We start from the raw sequence: 13,263 nt of genomic DNA on the forward strand, positions 1-13,263 counted from the left end.
TTCGTACGGGGTCGGCACAGTCACGGTGTTTAGTTTAGGCGCTTCGCGCCCGTGCGCCTTTTCGGTAGCTGGAGCAACCGGAAGGGTGCCCGAGCGATAGCCAGCCCACATGCGTGAATTCTTCGTGATCGGCATCGGTGCGCGCGACCCCGACCAGGTGACGGTCCATGCGATCAAGGCGGCAACCAGGGCCGACTCGGCGAACTACGTGACGTCCGCCACGACGAGGGGGTCGAACTTTTCGTCCTTGGGGTGGACGATGTCGTCAGGGGCGCCGATCTCGTAGGGGGTGTTCCTGAGATTCGGTTGTTGCCGAGGAGTAGGGGCCCGGCGCGGAGCTTCCCTCTCCGGTCGGGGCGACCACACCGTGTCGCCTTACAGCGGTGGTGGCGGTTCGTCGCCGTGGATGAGCTTCCACCATAGGGTCGCGCGCTGACGAGGGATCGGGTCGACGATGATCACGTCGGCCCGATCTGCGGCGGCGAGCATGTAGGGCCGGCGGCGTTCGCGCCATTGCGCGGTGACATCCTCGAGGCCGTCGATGCTCATGGGACTGTCGAGGGTCTCGCAGGCCAGTTTCAGCCACGGGGCGAGGTGGCGTTCGGCTTCCCGGGTGATTCCGTTGCCCGCTAGGGCGTTCTCGACGAGAAGGCTTGTCAGATCGCGGCGGATCCGCCACCGAAGTTCAGGTTGATCGACAATGCAGGACCGCTCGGTGGCCCGATTGCGGTCGGCGCCGGCCGAGTCGCCGGGGGCGGTGCGGAGCCGTCGGGTGGCCGTGCGCGGTACGGCCCCGAACATCTCGGGCCGTTGGTGCTGGTCAAGGGTGCGGGCATGGGTACAGGCGTCACACAGTTCGGTGAGCGCGGGCAAGACGGGCGCCGGTGGGTGGCGAGTTGGGCGAGCATGTCGGCGCCGAGGTCTTCGGCGCGCGCAAAGACCTCCAGCCCGTACCGGTAGCGCAGGACCGCGGCGTTCTCCCAGTGGCCGGCGGGTGTGCGCTCGCGGCGGGGGAGACTAGCGACAGCTGCGAAGAATCGTTCCTCGGCGTGATGCGCTCTGTTCCGTAACTCGGTGGCTGCGGCATCGCAGCGGTCGGGTGTGATGCCCTGCAGCGGAATCAGCGCTTCCCGGAACTCGTGTGCAGCGTAAGCGAGGTTTTCGAGATCGACGGGGTGGGCGCGCGTGCGTCGCGTGAGTCCAAGCGCCATGCCGGGAAGCTTAACCGGACCGGTAGGAGGCGATGTGATGCCGGCCGGCCGCGACCGAGCTTGCCGTCCGTGTGAGAACTCGCACCGCCGGCACCGGCTCGACATCAGTGCTCGTGGTGCGTATCCGACCCTGGATTTCTCTTTGACCAGCAGAAATGACACGTCCCCTCCCCTCGGTTCCGTGCGCTGGTAGTGTGGTCGCCGCGCTCCCACCCGGGAGATTCCTGAGGTCTGTCGTGGTCGGCTTCAGAAGTGGCAATGAGCTTGTGGCACAAGTATATCCACGTTCCGCGGCCCTCCCCGGGTGGATCAACTGTCTCGATTCCGCCCCAGGGCGTCGTCCTCGCGTGTGGGGCAGCGGCGACCAGGTGTCTTTGGCAGGGGATCGGATCGAGACGGATGGAGGAATTGCATGAGTGAGCAGCGTGGACGTGACTTCAAGGTCGCACCCTTCGGAGGTCGCGCAGATCGGACAGCGGAGGAAGCGGCGCCCGCAGACCGTGGTCCGGCTCCCGGCCGGCCTGCCGGGTCAGGCCGTCGTGGGAATGGTGATCTCGGCTCTGCCGTCGATGGCCGATAGTTGGTAGTGCGGGCAGGTGACCACCTGCCGAGGAACGGGAATCGCCTGACGGTCGGTGTCGAGGTAGAGGCGGTAGGCGAGCTGCCCGCGTCGATGGCTGCCGGTGCCTGGGTCGACGGCGCCGAGGAAGTACCCGTGCGCGGAGTCGATGGTCGAGAAGATCGTCCGCGCCCACTCGGCGGGCTCGGCGGGCGGCAGATACCGCGGCACGCCCGTCTGCGCGTCGACGGTGTGCACGATGACCGTGACGGCGAACCCGGTCGCCGCGGGAAACCACTCCTCGGCCGCAACGTCGAACGGTGCGACGGACGTGTGAATCTGCAGCTCGATGTCCGTTCCGGTGCGCGCCGTCGCTGTGATGATGTGGGGATCCGCCGAAGCATCCTGTGCGGCCAGGTTCGGCAGCGCCTGGTGGCCGTCGGCGCGGATGCTGCCTGGATCAGCGGACATGGGGCAAGGGTACGGGCCCGCCGATACACCGCCCGCGGGGTGACGGCGATTAGTCCGACCGGCGCCCGATCCTGAATAATGGGGTTTGACCTGCAGTGATGACAGGTCCCTGACGGAAGGACTGGGCCGGTGAATGTGGGTGACCGCGTCAAGGTGCATGCCGACGCCACCTCGGAGTTCGTCATCGTGAGCATCGACGGCGAGGGCGCGGTCATCGAGTCGGTACGCGACGACGTCCCCGGTCAGTTCCCCTTGCACGCCCGCGTCGAGCGGTTGGTCCCGGTCGAGTCCTGATCTCGAAGAATGCCACCTGAACTGGCGGAGGTGGCACGCACCCAGGAGATTAGCGCGCCGGCCCGGCGGGTCCCTGGCGGTCATCTGTCCGCTGCAGGGCAAGCCTTCTGCCATGGCCTCGTGGTGGCCTACATACTGGGCCTCTCCACGGTCTGCTTCTGTGCTTGCAGGTAGGACAATGACGGTCTCGGTGGCCTATTTGGCTGGAGCGACGGTTGAGATGTCGAACTGCAGCGCGTCATCACCGCAGGTCATAGCGTATTGAGTGACCCATTGTTGTAGTGATTCATATTATGAGTCATAATGTGAAACATGGATGTGAAGCGGCTACCAGTCACTTTGGATAGCGACGATCAAGCGGAACTCGCTGTATTCGGCGATCCGGAACGCCTTGAATCCGACATCCTCAGGCAGTGGGCGCAGCAGCATCACATCACTGTCCGGGACAACTCCGAATCCGGCATCGCCCGTGCGTTGCTTCGAGCTGGGGCTGAATCCCTGAGAGAAAAGGCTCTCGAAGCCGGTTACGCGCGGCTTGCGGAGGAGCAGCGGTCTGAAAGCCGCGAAGAGCGGCTTGCCCATCGTGCGCGCTACGCGAATCGTGTCGACCGCTCTTACGCCGAATGACCACGGCGCTCCGTGGGCAGATCTACTGGTTCGATATGGGGCATGGAGAGAAGCCGTGGGTAGTCGTCTCGAATAACCTTCGAAACCGGAACCTGCATACGGTGCTGGCCGCTCGAATCACTACCACTCCGAAGCCGGGTATCCCGACTGCAGTCCCGCTCGGTCCCAACGATCCGCTGGTCGGATCCATCCTCGCCGATGACATCGTTCAACTTTTCGACGACGAGCTGGAAGCAAGCAGGTCGGGCGGCGCATTGTCGCCGTCGACGATTGTCGAGTTGAACAAAGCCCTGGCTATCGCGCTTGCCCTGCCGTGAGCTGCACGGCCCGAAATGGTGTGCCCTCGTAGGTGGTGCGGGCACAGTGTTGTGAATGGCGATCGGGCGACGTGAAAAGTTGCTGGAGGCTATCAGGTTAGAATGGCGTACTGGGTGAGCGGGACAACGATGGCCAGGTACCGGTCGTCGGCACACAGATCACGGTAGACGGTGAATTGGTCGTCGTGATCGTTGGCACTAAGCTTGATTTTTAACCTGGGCAGGCGGCCCCGACGGGTTTTCTAGCTTTGGTTTCGGCGCGTTTGCCCACGTGGTGATGCGGTGCGCGGTGGGTGTTTTTCGATCCGGGTGGGCGTCCGGGTCCGGGTCGACTGGGTTTCGGTGCACTGGCCGGAACAGGCATCGTCGCACGGGTGCGCGAAAACCCTCGACGAACCCGTGCCGGCGTCAATCGTGTTGGTGGGACAGGCCGTTCCCACGGGCGGCGTAGGTCCTCGGCCAGAGGACGGGCGAGCCGGAGTTGGGCGTAGGCCACCAGCACGATCCAGGTCCAGCGGTCGGCCGCCTCGGGACTGCGGAGCCGAGGTGCGGTCCACCCCAACGTCTGCTTGAAGAAGCGGAAGGTGTGCTCGAGATCGAAGCGCCGCAGAAACAGCTGCCACAACCGGTCGAGATCGTCAGCACTGACGCCCGGGTCCGAGCACCACAGCCACACCGGGGTGGGATGCCGGTCCCCAGGAAGGTGGTCGACGGTCAACCGGATCACCGTGCCTTCCACGATCGGTGGCGGCCCCGGGTGCTGAGCCCACGAGCCACGATGAACGAGTCGAGGGTGCAACCGATTCCACGCCGAAGCGGAGGCTGTGCCGTATCGGTCCGTCTCGGTGCTCGAGGTGGTCTCGGGTGTAGGCCACGTAATCGGGTCGGCGAATCGAAACTCGGGGCCGTGCCGGGGTGGGCGCCCAGTACGGCCCGGTGGCGGCGCCGGGAAGCACAGCACCCGGTCCGAACGCATCCGACCCAGCACCTGCACCGGGAGATCGGCGAGCACGAACGCCAACCGCGCCAACTCGTATCCGGCGTCGAACACCAGTAGAATGTCCGGGTCGCCGTCGCGGTGGTGCCCGGCCTCGCGCAACCGCGTGATCACTTCACGCACCTGGGTCGCCGTCACAGCGGTTTCGTCATCGTCGGGGTGCAAGCGGACCGCGTCGAGCACCGACGTCCACGAGGTACGCCCGGTCTCGAGTGCGGCGACGAACGAGTACGGCCACCCCGGGATCAGCTGCGCCTGATTCTTCCCGGGCCGTAGACGTGGCAGAACCCGCGCTGCGGACTCGTCGGTGCATCCGGGCGCAACCAGGCACTGACATCGACGGCCAGAACGATCCGGCCGCCACGATCACACGGGATCGTCAGCCCGCCAAGTGCGCGGCGCAGCCGAGTGAAATCTACTCTGCCGCAGTTGATTGCGTCGTACAAGGCGCCGTGACCGCGCCGATGCTCTGCGGCCAGTGACAACTCGACCAGGGTGCGAACCGCGGTGCCGGAACACAGCAGCGCATCGGTCAACTCGAACAATGCATCACCTCGGGACGGAAGACACCGGTAGAACTCTTCGCGGAACGACACCAGGTCGACACGCGGATCGGGGACCGATTCTTCCCCGACCGCCCACCGATCGGGCACACTGATACTCACGGCCACCGCCTGTTTTCGTCTCGAAAGTTCTCTGGAAGGAACCTCAAGATGATCAGGCGGTGGTCGCCTCATGCCGCGGCGACACGCCGAACAACACCAGCACCAACTGCCCCACGCGATGGCCGAGGTTAAACGACAAGCTAAGAAAGTGTTCTGAAAGTGTCACGCCGCGCGGGTCGACTGCCAGGGGTGTCGTCCGCGTGCGGGGGCGAGTCGTCGGGTCATCAATCCGATCATTGCCCATTTGATCATCGCCTCCGAGTGCGCCGGGAGGCGTTCGTAGTCGTGGTCAAGTCGACGGCAACGCACGATCCACGCCAGGGTCCGTTCGATTAGCCAACGGTGCGGCAGAACACTGAATCCCAGCTTCCCCTTGGGTTTCCGCACGATATCGAGCGTCATCCGGCAATGCTCCGCGACCCACGCGACGAGACGTCCGGCGTAGCCGCCGTCTGCCCACACCATCGACGGCATCACTGTCTTCGCCCGAGACAACGCCAGGCGCCCGCCGTCGCGGTCTTGCACGCTCGCCGCGGTCACCAGCACGACCACCAACAGGCCCAGCGAGTCCGTGACCACGTGTCGCTTCCTGCCGTGGACCCGTTTCCCGCCGTCCCATCCGCGGGTTTCCGTGCCGACCGTGTCGGCGCCCTTGACCGCCTGCGCGTCGACCATCCCCGCCGACGCCATCGGATCCCGGCCGCTACGGTCACGGAGCTTCGCCCGCAGCGCGTCGTGGATGCGGTCGGTCACCCCGGACTCGTTCCATCGCTGGAAGTACCCGAAAACGGTCTGCCAGGGCGGGAAGTCATGCGGGAGCTGCCGCCACGAGCAACCGGTGCGGTTGACGTAGAGGATCGCTTCCACGATCCGCCGACGATCGTGGATCGCCGGGCGACCGCCCGGCAGCGCCGCGGGCACCATCGGTGCGATCAACTCCCATTGGGCATCGGTCAGATCGGACGGATACGGCGTCCGCTTGCGACGTTTCCTGCGAGCAACGACGGACCTAATCATGCCGCCACCGGGCCGGTCCGCCGCGCCCGAATCGAAAACTTTCAAAACACTCTCTGAGTATCGCGAGAGTCCTAGCCGTTGGTATCGAACCGACCTAATCATGGCCGCGAAGGGGCGTGCAAGGCTTGTTCGTATCCAGCAGCTGCTCAAGGGAGTCTCCAGAATCGGACTGTTCGGGCGACCATGACTTCGGCGCAGTTGGTGCCTGACAAGCTGCGGCGCTGATCATGAGTGGGCGCTTCTGACCTCAGGCGCGATCACGACCATATTGGTTGCCGTAAGGAATTCCAGCCGGGTGGGCAGGTCAACAGGCGAGCCCCCACAGATCGTCAAGAAGCGCAGAGAAGATTGGCCGGAGCTGACGCGATCGGCGAGCTCGCGGCTCATCTCGACGATGTGAACAGCGAAGGACACCATCGGCAAGGTCACCGACACGGTCGTCACCTAGGTCCGCCATCGGGTCCTGTGCAGCGGAGTCGGCGCTCCGGGCGCTCGCCCGCAAGGCACTCGAACGCCGACATCGGTACACGCTGGTGGATCTCGCAAACCTGATCCGCCCGACCACGTGGCTGTAGTACGAGCACCCGAACTCGTGTCACAGCACCCCGAATCCGATGTGCTCGCGGCCCCGCATTCCACGCCATCACCTGCATGCGGTGATCACGGCTGCGCACTGTTTCGGCCAGCTGGCTAATGAGTTCGATGATTCGGCGCCGGGCATCCTCCAGTTCCGTTGCCAAGCGCTCTTCCTCCATCGACCTTGCGGCGCGGTTTCTGCCCTACATGGTCGAGCTTCCCAGTCCCACAAGCATTCCGAGGCGTTCATGCGGTCCGCTGACAACTCCTACCGTACGGTCTCGACACCCCCGCCGCGGCAGTGTCCTCGCAGCGGAAACATGGAGCAGGTCCGTCGATCCATCGGACCGGCGGGTTCCGTAGTTTTCCCGGATGTTCGCCGATGAGATCTGGATCACTATGGATGCCAGCGAGTGAGCACGGCGAATGGATCGGAAGTTTTTCCGTCGGGCCGTGGTTCACCGTCGGCGACGTAGCCGAAGGCATTTACGACGCAGACCTGAGTTCCATTGAACGCACTAACGACCGTACAAGTGTGATTTGCCGACGAGAAAGGAAAGCCGCATGACTGACGTGCAATGTGAACCCGCGCTTGCGGGGAGAAAGCCCAAGTGGGCCGACGCGGACATCGCTGAACTCGTAGACGAAAGGACCGGCCGGCTAGACCCGCGGATCTACACCGACGAGGCGCTGTACGAACAGGAACTGGAGCGGATCTTCGGTCGCTCGTGGTTGCTGATGGGCCACGAGACGCAGATTCCGAAGGCCGGCGACTTCATGACGAACTACATGGGCGAGGATCCCGTGATGGTCGTTCGTCAGAAGAACGGGGAGATCCGCGTCTTCCTCAACCAGTGTCGCCACCGCGGAATGCGGATCTGCCGCGCGGACGGGGGCAATGCCAAGTCATTCACCTGCAGCTATCACGGCTGGGCCTACGATACGGGCGGCAACTTGGTGAGTGTGCCTTTCGAGGAGCAGGCCTTCCCCGGGCTGAGGAAAGAAGATTGGGGCCCGCTACAGGCTCGCGTCGAGACCTACAAGGGCCTGATTTTCGCAAACTGGGACGCTGACGCCCCGGACCTGGACACCTATCTGGGTGAAGCGAAGTTCTACATGGACCACATGTTGGATAGAACCGAAGCGGGCACCGAAGCGATCCCGGGGATTCAGAAGTGGGTCATTCCCTGCAACTGGAAGTTCGCAGCGGAGCAATTCTGCAGCGACATGTACCACGCGGGCACCACATCCCATCTTTCCGGCATTCTCGCGGGCCTGCCTGATGGCGTCGATCTGTCGGAGCTCGCGCCCCCCACGGAAGGCATCCAGTACCGCGCAACCTGGGGCGGGCACGGTAGCGGCTTCTACATCGGCGATCCCAACCTGTTGCTCGCCATCATGGGGCCGAAGGTCACCGAGTACTGGACTCAGGGCACTGCCGCAGAGAAGGCTTCCGAGCGCCTGGGAAGCACAGAGCGTGGCCAGCAACTAATGGCGCAGCACATGACCATCTTCCCAACCTGTTCGTTCCTGCCAGGCATCAACACCATCCGAGCGTGGCACCCTCGCGGGCCGAACGAGATCGAGGTCTGGGCCTTCACCGTCGTTGATGCCGACGCACCCGAGGAGATGAAAGAGGAATACCGCCAGCAGACACTGCGAACCTTCTCGGCAGGTGGTGTCTTCGAGCAGGACGACGGCGAGAACTGGGTTGAGATCCAGCAGGTGCTGCGCGGACACAAGGCCCGCAGTCGGCCGTTCAACGCGGAGATGGGACTCGGCCAGACCGACACGGACAATCCCGATTACCCCGGCACGATCAGCTACGTCTACAGCGAAGAAGCGGCGCGTGGGCTGTATACGCAATGGGTCCGGATGATGACTTCGCCGGACTGGGCTGCACTGGACGCCACCCGACCCGCAGTGTCCGAGTCGACCCACACGTGACCGCGGCGGGGCGAGCGGACCGCGGTGGAACCATCGCCGGGTCTCCACCTGAACAGAACTCCCGACTGATTAGGAAGAATTATGATTGACGCCGAATCGCCAACCACGGCATTTCGAACAAAACCCGCACCAGTAGACCCCAGCCTGCAGCACGAGATCGAGCAGTTCTACTACTGGGAGGCGAAACTTCTCAATGACCGCCGCTTCCAAGAATGGTTCGATCTGTTGGCCGAAGATATTCATTACTTCATGCCAATCCGAACCACGCGTATCATGCGAGAAGCCGAACAGGAGTATTCCGGCGCCCATGAATACGCACATTTCGACGACAATGCGCAGATGATGCGAGGGCGCCTGCGCAAGATCACTTCCGATGTGAGCTGGTCAGAGAACCCGGCCTCGCGCACGCGGCACGTGATTTCCAACGTCATGATCGTCGACGGTGATAACCCTGGTGAATACCACGTCTCGAACGTCTTCATCGTGTACAGAAATCGGCTCGAGCGGCAGCTCGATATCTTCGCTGGGGAGCGGAAGGACATTCTGCGTCGAACTGGTAGCGAAGCGGGTTTCGAACTCGCGAAGCGAACGATCCTGATCGACCAGAGCACAATTCTCGCCAACAACCTCAGCTTCTTCTTCTAGGAGTGACGATGGCCCTCACAAAGATATGCAGCTCCGGCGATTTGGCGCCGGGTGAGATGCTTCGCTTCGAGGAAGGTCCAGAGCCGATTCTGGTCTGTAACGTGGGCGGAGAGTTCTTCGCGACTCAGGACACCTGCAGCCATGCCGATTGGGCACTCTCAGACGGGTATCTCGAGGACGACGTCGTGGAGTGCACACTCCACTGGGCCAAGTTTTGCGTGCGCACTGGCAAGGCGAAGGCGCTCCCGGCCTGTCTGCCGTTGCGGACCTTTGTGGTCAAACTCGAGGGAGACGACGTTCTCGTGGACCTCGAGGGCGGAGTGACGACATGACTTCCGACATCGTGGTCATCGGGGGCGGGGTCGCTGGCGTGAGTGCCGTGCAGTCGCTGCGTTCGGAAGGCTATGACGGGCGTCTGTTCCTGATCGGCAAGGAACGCGAACTCCCATATGACCGCACCTCGCTTTCCAAAGCGGTCTTGGCCGGGGATCTGGCCGATCCCCCGCCGCTGTCACCGGCTGACTGGTACGACGAGCTACAGGTAGAGACGGTGCTCGACAGGACGGTCCTGCAGGTGGATGTCACCCGCAAGGAGGTTCTGCTCGACGGCGGCCGCTCGCTCGAGGTCGATCGTGTTCTCTTGGCGACCGGGGCCAGCGCGCGCGTTCCCTCCTTTTCCGGCGCCGACCTTCCTGGCGTCACCACCCTGCGAACGGTGGACGACGCGCAGCGGCTGCGCCAAGACTGGGAGCCAGGACAACGGCTCGTCGTCGTCGGCGGAGGCTTGATCGGCTGTGAGGTTGCCACCACCGCTCGGAAGCTCGGGCTCGAGGTCAGCATCCTCGAGGCCTCAGACGAGTTGCTACAGCGCGTTCTGGGCCGCCGGATCGGTGGCTGGTGCCGGGCGCGCCTCGAGGAACTCGGGATTTCGGTCATGGTGAACACGGGAGTCGCCGAGTTCGACGGGGTGGACAGGATCACCGCCGTGATCGGCACCGACGGACGGCGTTTCCCGGCAGATAGTGCAATCGTGTGCGTCGGCGCGGAACCCGAGACGGCGATAGCCGAGCAGGCTGGGCTTGCGTGCAGCCGCGGCATCATCGTGAACGATTCCGGCGGCACCGCCGCTGAGGGGGTCTTCGCGGCCGGCGACGCGGCATCATGGCCGCTACGGACGGGCGGCCGGCGGTCGCTCGAGACCTACATCAACAGTCAGAAAGAGGCGACCGCAGTTGCGTCCGCGATGTTAGGGAAAGCCGTTCATGCGCCGCAACTACCGCTGTCGTGGACCGAGATAGCCGGACATCGCATACAGATGATCGGCGACATCGAAGGTTCAGGGGAGTACGTCATGCGAGGCGCTCCCGACGACGGCCCGGCACTGCTCTTCAGGCTCACCGACGGCAAACTGACTGCGGCCCTTTCGGTGGATGCTCCGCGAGAGTTCGCCATGGCGACCCGCCTTGTCGAGAGCGGTGCTCAGGTGGGCCGGGACGTTCTCGCCGACACAAGCGTGGAGTTGCGCGAACTGAATCGGGCGGCACGCGAGAGAACAACAGCGGCATGACAGAGAGCCCTGATCGCGGAGTGATCAGCGGTGCCGCTAGGGCCGATCACTCATCCGCTCCGCCGCGCCACTGGTTCGGCGACGATATGCACCAACGGTCGCCTGCTCTGCTGGATCGAGAACATGTCGAAGACTGGGTAGGACGCCAACGCAGGCACCGCGATCGAGTCGCATCTCCCAACCAGCGGTCAAGTCGGCTCGGGACGCCGGGTGGCCAATCTCCTTCGGCCATCACACACGGCAACAGGAAAGCCATACCCGAGGTCCCTGGGTGATTCACAGCCTGCGGCCGACGGCGCAAATCACACTCCAAGAAAGGTAAGAAATGAGCGTTCAGAGACTTGGTTACATGGGCTTCGAGGTTGCGGATGTGCCCGCATGGCGCGCCTTCATGACGGAAAAACTGGGGGCCATGGAGGCCTCGAGCAGCGAGAATTCGGCGCGGTTCAGGATTGACTCCCGCAGCTGGCGCCTGATGGTCGAAAAGGGACCGTCGGATGACATCTCGCTCTCGGGCTACGAGGTCGAGAGCGAGGACTCGCTACTCGCGATCAAAAAGCGTCTCGAAGCGCATGGAATCGAGGTGACAACAGAGAGCGGCGAGTTGGCGGACGATCGCGGTGTCCTCGGACTGATTTCGTGCACGGACACGGCAAACACCCGGGTCGAGATCTACTATGGCGCGACGGAGCTGTTCGAGAAGCCGTTCATCTCGCCGACCGGGGTCTCGGGCTTCACGACCGGCGACCAGGGGTTCGGCCACTACGTGCTGGCTGTGCCGGATATAGATGCTGCCCTGGATTTCTATGTCAAGGGCCTGGGCTTCCATCTCTCCGACATCATCGACTGGAAGCTCAACGATGAACTGACGGTCAAACTCCACTTCCTGCACTGCAACGGTCGACACCACACCCTGGCGCTCGCCGGTCTCCCGGGAGCAAAGAAGACTCACCACTTCATGCTCGAGACCAAGCATATGGATGACGTGGGCCTTGCCTACGACAAGTTCGATGCGGACGGGACAGTGGTCATGACGCTTGGCCGCCACACCAATGACCACATGCTCTCATTCTACGGCGCGACCCCCTCCGGATTTGCCGTCGAATACGGCTGGGGCGCTCGCCAGGTCGAACCAGGCTGGTCCGTCGTGCGCTACGACAAGATCAGCATCTGGGGTCACAAATTCGTTGCCGAGCGCGACAGGCAAGTGAGCAGCAACGCAATCGAGGATGAATTGATTGACATCGATGCCACGCTGAGCGCCCCGGCGCAAGCGTAAGACGAACCGAACTCACAAGACGAAGAAAGGGATTCAGATGGGTTGGCTGGAAGACAACGTCATGATCGTCACCGGCGGAGGGTCGGGCCTAGGCCGGGCGCTGGTCGAGCGATTCCTGGGAGAAGGAGCCCGGGTGGGTGTCCTGGAGAAGTCGGCGGAGAAGGCTGAGAAGCTTGCCAACGACTTCGGCGAGGATGTCCTCGTGGTCGAAGGCGACGTGCGCAAGTACGACGACAATGCGCGCGTCGTCCAGGAAACGGTTCGCCAGTTCGGTCGCCTCGACACGTTCGTCGCGAACGCCGCGATCTGGGACTTCTCGACGAAGATGGTCGATATCCCGGTGGACCGACTGGACGCCCTCTTCGACGAAATGTTCCACATCAACGTCAAGGGCTACTTGCACGGTGCACGTGCGGCGGTCGAGGAGCTCGCCGCCACCGGAGGCTCGATCATCTACACCGTGTCGAACGCCGGCTTCTACCCCGGCGGCGGCGGCCCGCTCTACACCGCGTCGAAGCACGCGGTAGTCGGGCTGATCAAGGAACTGGCCTTCGAACTCGGCCCCAAGATCCGCGTCAACGGGGTGGCTCCGGGCGCAATGCCCACCGATCTGAGAGGACCTGGTTCGCTCGGAATGGGCGAAACCACCATCACCTCAGTGCCGCTCGGCGATCTGGTCAAACAGTGCACCGTGCTGCAGGAGCTGCCCGAGGCGGCGGACTACACCGGGCACTACGTTCTGCTGGCTTCGAAGGCGAACTCGAGGACGGCAACCGGCGCGATTATCAACTGTGACGGCGGGATGGGGGTGCGCGGCTTGGCCGAGACGGCCGGCGGAAACGACCTGTAAAAAGCAGCCCTCGGAAAGGAAGAAACAACAGCGAACGACACCAGGCCCACTTTCGGTACCCGACGCCCTCGCCGAAACACTCAACAATGACCACGTTTGGCTGAAGAAGGCCGACAAGATGACCTTCGGGGTGACACATGTGTACACCGGGAAGCTAACCCTCGTCGTCCGCATGGACTTCGGCAGGGGCGTCATGTCCGACGTCGTCGAACATGCCAACGCGGACGACGCGCCACCCAGC

The 13,263-nt window shown here is 63.5% G+C and carries 14 protein-coding genes and 2 pseudogenes; 11 read left to right on the forward strand and 5 right to left on the reverse strand.

Annotation, left to right across the window (positions count from 1 at the left end; all coding sequences use genetic code 11):
• The first annotated feature begins 109 nt into the window (after positions 1-109).
• Positions 110-286, forward strand: coding sequence for a hypothetical protein (locus JWS13_RS01550; RefSeq protein ID WP_241031999.1), 177 nt, complete (start codon positions 110-112; stop codon positions 284-286).
• Positions 287-375: 89 nt separating this feature from the next.
• Here the strand turns inward: JWS13_RS01550 and JWS13_RS01555 are convergent, their stop codons facing one another.
• Positions 376-801: a hypothetical protein gene (locus JWS13_RS01555; RefSeq protein WP_206004066.1), complete on the reverse strand. Its 426-nt coding sequence runs from the start codon at positions 799-801 to the stop codon at positions 376-378.
• 939 nt (positions 802-1,740) lie between these two features.
• Entirely contained in the window at positions 1,741-2,241 is a 501-nt protein-coding gene (locus JWS13_RS01560) for an N-formylglutamate amidohydrolase (protein WP_206004067.1), read from the reverse strand.
• A 129-nt stretch (positions 2,242-2,370) separates the two neighbouring features.
• Here JWS13_RS01560 and JWS13_RS01565 point away from each other — a divergent pair, with 129 nt between their 5' ends.
• The 3 genes from JWS13_RS01565 (at position 2,371) to JWS13_RS01575 (ending at position 3,479) form a co-directional block, all read left to right on the forward strand.
• A complete protein-coding gene (locus tag JWS13_RS01565; protein ID WP_206004069.1) occupies positions 2,371-2,535 on the forward strand; it encodes a hypothetical protein in 165 nt (54 codons plus the stop codon).
• A 312-nt stretch (positions 2,536-2,847) separates the two neighbouring features.
• Complete coding sequence (locus JWS13_RS01570; protein WP_206004071.1) at positions 2,848-3,162, forward strand: hypothetical protein; 315 nt, start codon at positions 2,848-2,850, stop codon at positions 3,160-3,162.
• Positions 3,159-3,479 carry a type II toxin-antitoxin system PemK/MazF family toxin gene (locus tag JWS13_RS01575; RefSeq protein ID WP_005254557.1) on the forward strand — a complete coding sequence of 107 codons (321 nt, stop codon included), beginning with the start codon at positions 3,159-3,161 and terminating at the stop codon, positions 3,477-3,479. Before JWS13_RS01570 ends, JWS13_RS01575 begins: the two co-directional genes overlap by 4 nt.
• Positions 3,480-3,690: 211 nt before the next feature.
• Here the strand turns inward: JWS13_RS01575 and JWS13_RS01580 are convergent.
• The 3 genes and pseudogenes from JWS13_RS01580 to JWS13_RS01590 all read right to left on the reverse strand — a co-directional run bounded on the left by JWS13_RS01580 (position 3,691) and on the right by JWS13_RS01590 (position 6,602).
• Positions 3,691-5,141: pseudogene (locus JWS13_RS01580) on the reverse strand (NF041680 family putative transposase).
• Between the two features lie 162 nt (positions 5,142-5,303).
• Positions 5,304-6,158 carry an IS5 family transposase gene (locus JWS13_RS01585; protein ID WP_012687208.1) on the reverse strand — a complete coding sequence of 285 codons (855 nt, stop codon included), beginning with the start codon at positions 6,156-6,158 and terminating at the stop codon, positions 5,304-5,306.
• Positions 6,159-6,383: 225 nt separating this feature from the next.
• Positions 6,384-6,602 (reverse strand): hypothetical protein, encoded by a 219-nt coding sequence (locus JWS13_RS01590; protein WP_005254554.1) that lies wholly within the window; start codon positions 6,600-6,602, stop codon positions 6,384-6,386.
• Between the two features lie 26 nt (positions 6,603-6,628).
• Here JWS13_RS01590 and JWS13_RS01595 point away from each other — a divergent pair.
• From JWS13_RS01595 to hcaB, 7 genes and pseudogenes are all read left to right on the forward strand, one after another.
• Positions 6,629-6,733, forward strand: a pseudogene (locus JWS13_RS01595) (tetratricopeptide repeat protein); the annotation flags it as partial.
• A 565-nt stretch (positions 6,734-7,298) separates the two neighbouring features.
• Positions 7,299-8,681: a biphenyl 2,3-dioxygenase subunit alpha gene (gene bphA1 / locus JWS13_RS01600; protein WP_012687209.1), complete on the forward strand. Its 1,383-nt coding sequence runs from the start codon at positions 7,299-7,301 to the stop codon at positions 8,679-8,681.
• A gap of 81 nt (positions 8,682-8,762) precedes the next feature.
• Positions 8,763-9,326: a biphenyl 2,3-dioxygenase subunit beta gene (bphA2, locus tag JWS13_RS01605; RefSeq protein WP_005254552.1), complete on the forward strand. Its 564-nt coding sequence runs from the start codon at positions 8,763-8,765 to the stop codon at positions 9,324-9,326.
• An 8-nt stretch (positions 9,327-9,334) separates the two neighbouring features.
• The gene (bphA3, locus tag JWS13_RS01610; RefSeq protein ID WP_005254551.1) at positions 9,335-9,658 is read left to right on the forward strand and encodes a biphenyl 2,3-dioxygenase ferredoxin component; all 324 of its coding nucleotides are present in this window, start codon (positions 9,335-9,337) and stop codon (positions 9,656-9,658) included.
• Complete coding sequence (locus JWS13_RS01615) at positions 9,655-10,893, forward strand: NAD(P)/FAD-dependent oxidoreductase (protein ID WP_005254550.1); 1,239 nt, start codon at positions 9,655-9,657, stop codon at positions 10,891-10,893. Before bphA3 ends, JWS13_RS01615 begins: the two co-directional genes overlap by 4 nt.
• Before the next feature lie 325 nt (positions 10,894-11,218).
• Positions 11,219-12,172: a biphenyl-2,3-diol 1,2-dioxygenase gene (bphC, locus tag JWS13_RS01620; protein WP_005254549.1), complete on the forward strand. Its 954-nt coding sequence runs from the start codon at positions 11,219-11,221 to the stop codon at positions 12,170-12,172.
• 37 nt (positions 12,173-12,209) lie between these two features.
• Positions 12,210-13,022, forward strand: coding sequence for a 3-(cis-5,6-dihydroxycyclohexa-1,3-dien-1-yl)propanoate dehydrogenase (hcaB, locus tag JWS13_RS01625; RefSeq protein WP_005254548.1), 813 nt, complete (start codon positions 12,210-12,212; stop codon positions 13,020-13,022).
• The last annotated feature ends 241 nt before the right edge of the window (positions 13,023-13,263 follow it).

Source organism: Rhodococcus pseudokoreensis (genome assembly GCF_017068395.1).
In the GTDB taxonomy this organism is placed as follows: domain Bacteria; phylum Actinomycetota; class Actinomycetes; order Mycobacteriales; family Mycobacteriaceae; genus Rhodococcus_F; species Rhodococcus_F pseudokoreensis.

Excerpts from the sequence above, each read along its gene's own strand:
- JWS13_RS01550 (WP_241031999.1), top strand. The coding sequence starts at position 110 with ATGCGTGAATTCTTCGTGATCGGCATCGGTGCGCGCGACCCCGACCAG.
- JWS13_RS01555 (WP_206004066.1), bottom strand. The coding sequence starts at position 801 with ATGTTCGGGGCCGTACCGCGCACGGCCACCCGACGGCTCCGCACCGCC.
- JWS13_RS01560 (WP_206004067.1), bottom strand. The coding sequence starts at position 2,241 with ATGTCCGCTGATCCAGGCAGCATCCGCGCCGACGGCCACCAGGCGCTG.
- JWS13_RS01570 (WP_206004071.1), top strand. The coding sequence starts at position 2,848 with ATGGATGTGAAGCGGCTACCAGTCACTTTGGATAGCGACGATCAAGCG.
- JWS13_RS01575 (WP_005254557.1), top strand. The coding sequence starts at position 3,159 with ATGACCACGGCGCTCCGTGGGCAGATCTACTGGTTCGATATGGGGCAT.
- JWS13_RS01585 (WP_012687208.1), bottom strand. The coding sequence starts at position 6,158 with ATGATTAGGTCCGTCGTTGCTCGCAGGAAACGTCGCAAGCGGACGCCG.
- bphA1 (WP_012687209.1), top strand. The coding sequence starts at position 7,299 with ATGACTGACGTGCAATGTGAACCCGCGCTTGCGGGGAGAAAGCCCAAG.
- bphA2 (WP_005254552.1), top strand. The coding sequence starts at position 8,763 with ATGATTGACGCCGAATCGCCAACCACGGCATTTCGAACAAAACCCGCA.
- bphA3 (WP_005254551.1), top strand. The coding sequence starts at position 9,335 with ATGGCCCTCACAAAGATATGCAGCTCCGGCGATTTGGCGCCGGGTGAG.
- JWS13_RS01615 (WP_005254550.1), top strand. The coding sequence starts at position 9,655 with ATGACTTCCGACATCGTGGTCATCGGGGGCGGGGTCGCTGGCGTGAGT.
- bphC (WP_005254549.1), top strand. The coding sequence starts at position 11,219 with ATGAGCGTTCAGAGACTTGGTTACATGGGCTTCGAGGTTGCGGATGTG.
- hcaB (WP_005254548.1), top strand. The coding sequence starts at position 12,210 with ATGGGTTGGCTGGAAGACAACGTCATGATCGTCACCGGCGGAGGGTCG.